The sequence below is a fragment of the Chamaesiphon sp. VAR_69_metabat_338 genome (assembly GCF_031423935.1).
In the GTDB taxonomy this organism is placed as follows: domain Bacteria; phylum Cyanobacteriota; class Cyanobacteriia; order Cyanobacteriales; family Chamaesiphonaceae; genus Chamaesiphon.
In genome coordinates, this window is sequence record NZ_JANPGM010000575.1 from 1 (window position 1) to 3,873 (window position 3,873).

Consider the following 3,873-nt stretch of genomic DNA (forward strand, 5'->3'; position numbering starts at 1 on the left):
CAGAAACTTGGCAGGTACCACCCCGACCGGGGCCGTCACAAGGGAAGCGGAAGCCCAAATTAGCTTTATCGGGGATTAACCGCGAGCTACGGGCAAACAAGACACCTTTAAGGAGGATAAGAACGGTGACATGAATGGTGAAAGCGTGGATGTGGTGAACCATAAAGTCCGCCGTACCTAACACGATCGGCATCATTGCTACTTTGCCACCGACAGCGAGAGTATCGCCACCGAAAGCCAGACTAGCAGTTTGCAGAGCATTTGGGGCAGTGTTTCCAGGTGCAGCAGTGTGCAGTCCTTGAATCCACTGAGCAAATACAGGTTGCAACTGGATTGCCTTATCGGAGAACATATCTTGAGGACGACCCAACGCTTGCATCGTATCGTTGTGAACGTACAGACCGAAGCTGTGGAAACCTAAGAACAAGCAGACCCAGTTCAGATGCGAAATAATCGCGTCGCGGTGACGCAGCATCCGATCGAGTAAGTTGTTTTGGTTCATTGCTGGATCGTAGTCACGAACCATAAAGATGGCTGCGTGAGCGGCACCACCGACAACACAGAAACCGCCAATCCACATATGGTGGGTAAATAACGATAGCTGAGTAGCGTAGTCGGTAGCCAAGTAGGGGTACGGAGGCATTGCATACATGTGTTGTGCCACGATGATGCTAACCGATCCCAACATTGCCAAGTTAATGGCTAGCTGTGCGTGCCAAGAAGTGGTGAGAATTTCATATAGACCTTTGTGGCCTTCGCCAGTAAATGGCCCTTTATGATTTTCTAAAATTTCTTTCATACTATGGCCGATGCCCCAATTCGTCCGGTACATGTGACCAGCAACGATGAATAGCACAGCCAATGCTAGATGATGGTGAGCCGTATCGGATAACCACAGACCACCAGTAGTAGGATTGAGACCGCCTTTGAAGGTCAAGAAGTCGGCATATTCTGCCCAATTCAAGGTAAAGAACGGAGTCAGACCCTTGGCAAAACTGGGATACAGTTCGGCCATCTTGTTTGGATCTAAGAACTCGTGAGGTAAGGGGATATCTTTAGGTGCGACACCAGAATCCAGTAATTTATTTATGGGAAGAGAGACGTGAATCTGGTGGCCCGCCCAAGATAGACAGCCTAAGCCCAGTAAACCAGCCAGATGGTGGTTCATCATCGACTCTACATTCTGGAACCACTCCAATTTGGGAGCGCGTTTGTGGTAGTGGAACCAACCAGCAAACAGCATCAAGCCTGCCATGACGAGGCCGCCAATCGCAGTAGCATAAAGCTGGGTGGAGTTGGTGTACCCAGACGATCTCCACAACTGGAATAAACCAGATGTGATTTGAATCCCCCGAAAGCCGCCACCGACATCTGCATTGAGAATGTCTTGACCGACGATCGACCAGACGACCTGGGCACTGGGTTTAATGCCAGTGGGGTTAGTTAGCCACGCTTCATAATTGGAGAAACGGGCACCGTGGAAATACATCCCGCTCAACCATATAAAGATGATGGCGAGATGTCCGAAGTGAGCACTGAAAATCTTACGAGAGACGTCTTCTAGGTCACTGGTGTGACTGTCGAAATCATGTGCGTTGGCATGAAGATTCCAAATCCACGTAGTGGTTTTTGGTCCTTTCGCTAAGGCTCGATCGAAATGACCAGGCTTACCCCATTTCTCAAATGAAGTAGGGACTGGATCTTTGTCAACGATTACCTTTACTTTTGCTTCCCGCTCTGGCGGACTAATTGTCATGAGGATTCTCCTCTCTAGACAAGGAACGAGGTGATACCCAACTGTGAGTGCCCGTTTTTTTAAGTTTAACGGAGCCAAAAACTGCGCTCGATCGCTTTGCTTCCAAGGGAACTTCCAACATCGAGCCGTACCTACCCGAACGAAACAAGTTCGCTCGATTAGTACCTCTGTTGATGAATTATAGGTTCATGAACGAGTGATAATCACCATTCGTTAACAATAATTCAAAGTCGCTCCCCACGATGCTTATATCGATCTTAATTTATGAGAATTGGGGTAAAAGTCAAGCCGAATACATTTTTTTTAAACAAACTTAATAATCTGCTGTAATCTGCTCTAGCACACGATTAAGCCTGAGTTGAGCTGATGCAAGATCGAGAATTTTGCGATCGATCGCCCTTAAATCGCAGAATCTACATTTGCAAACATTTGCGTGTCTTTGGGATAACTTGCTACCGATCTGTCCGCAATGAGATTGCAACTGAAAATTTTTGGGCGGCATTAGTCGATCGGTCGAATATTATTTACAACAAGTAATAATCGATCGTCACCAGCTGCAAGTGGACATCGATAATACTACCAAACCGCCGAGCGACTCAGCAGCACCGCGTTGAAAAACTCGCCAACACTAGTAAAATGAGCAATGCAAACAAGTAACTTGTCAAACCAGAGGTGCGGGTGTTAAGAGCGAATCTGAAGTGGAGCTTATGTTCTCGATCGATCGGGTGGTATTTAGCCCTAGCACTAGCGATCGGGATAACTAGTTGCGATGTGCCAGCACAACTGAATCAAAGCTCGCGCTCGATCGCCGCTCCGCCCACAGCTTCTAGCGTAGCTGAGTTGACATTGACTAATAACCTGGATGGGCCATTAGCTGAAGTAAATACGCCAGCCAGTATTTTGCAGCTAGCACCGAGCTTGGCAAAATTGCAGCCCCAAGTGCAGATTGTCAGTCCTACGCCCGATGAGGTCTTGACAGACGATCGAGTCACGGTCAAATTCAAAGTTACCGACTTGACTTTGTTCAAACATCCTGAACTCGGACTGGGCAATCATTTACACGTTATTCTCGATGATGAAACCGTTCGGGGCGTCGCGGATCTCGATCGACCCTTGGTGTTTGAAAATTTAGCGGCTGGAACCCATACGTTGCGAGTCTTCGCAGCTCGTCCGTGGCATGAAAGCTTTAAGAATGATGGTGCCTTCGATTTGGTCACATTTCATGTATTGACCAAAACAGCCACCAATAATCCCAATCCTCATCAGCCGCTACTCACTTACAGCCGTCCGGCTGGTACTTACGGTGCCGAACCGATTTTGTTGGACTATTACCTGACTAATGTGCCAGATCCTACGAACGCGCGAGAAAGTGCAGCTTGGCGGATTCGGGCGACTGTCAACGACCAACAATTCATCCTCGATCGCTGGGCACCTGTCTACCTCCAAGGGTTTAAACCAGGTAAAAATTGGGTCAGATTAGAATTACTTGACGCTCGCGGTAATCCAATCCCCAATGTTTATAACGATAATTTACGCATCGTCACTTACGACCCGCAAGCTAAAGATGCTCTAGCGCAATTAATTAGCGGCGAACTCAACCCCGAGTTGGCGCGGACGCTGGTAGATCCCAGTGCTATAGCCAGCAAGCCGATCTTGGTGCCAACAGTTCCGCCCTCAATTAATCCAGAGAGTGCTTCTATCCCTTCAACAGCCACAGCTCCGGTAAAAATTCCCGTACCGATCGTCCCTAATCCGATCGCGATGCCACTACCAGCGAAACCCCTGCCTAGCCCAACACCAATACCAACAGCGCCTGTGGCGGTTCCTAGTCTAGCACCATCGATCGGGCAAAAGCCAATAGTGACTAATAGCCCAACGCCAACGAGCGAACAACAGCCAACAATTGCGGCTAACCCAACGCCAATACCAATACCAACGCCTGTAATTACACCTAGTCCCATTCCCGTCGCCCCACCACAACCGATCGCCATCGTGCCGCTCCCCACACCGACTGCCACAGAGCCAAGCCATGCACCAGTCGGTACAAAACCCGCACCAGCACTGCAGATCGCACCAGTTGCACCTGTGGTAATTGTGCCGATCGCACCTCTTAGCAC

General features: G+C 49.0%; 3 protein-coding genes. 2 read left to right on the forward strand and 1 reads right to left on the reverse strand.

Features of this window, described 5'->3' with window-relative positions:
• Nucleotides 1-1,756 (reverse strand): photosystem I core protein PsaA (gene psaA, locus RMO84_RS15840; RefSeq protein ID WP_310489404.1); only part of this gene is annotated, 1,756 nt, incomplete at its 3' end.
• Nucleotides 1,757-2,247: 491 nt separating this feature from the next.
• On the opposite strand from psaA, the gene RMO84_RS15845 reads away from it, so the two are divergent.
• The gene (locus tag RMO84_RS15845) at nt 2,248-2,370 is read left to right on the forward strand and encodes a hypothetical protein (protein ID WP_310489405.1); all 123 of its coding nucleotides are present in this window, start codon (nt 2,248-2,250) and stop codon (nt 2,368-2,370) included.
• Nucleotides 2,371-2,434: 64 nt separating this feature from the next.
• On the forward strand, nt 2,435-3,873 hold a 1,439-nt coding region (locus RMO84_RS15850; RefSeq protein WP_310489406.1), incomplete at its 3' end, for a hypothetical protein.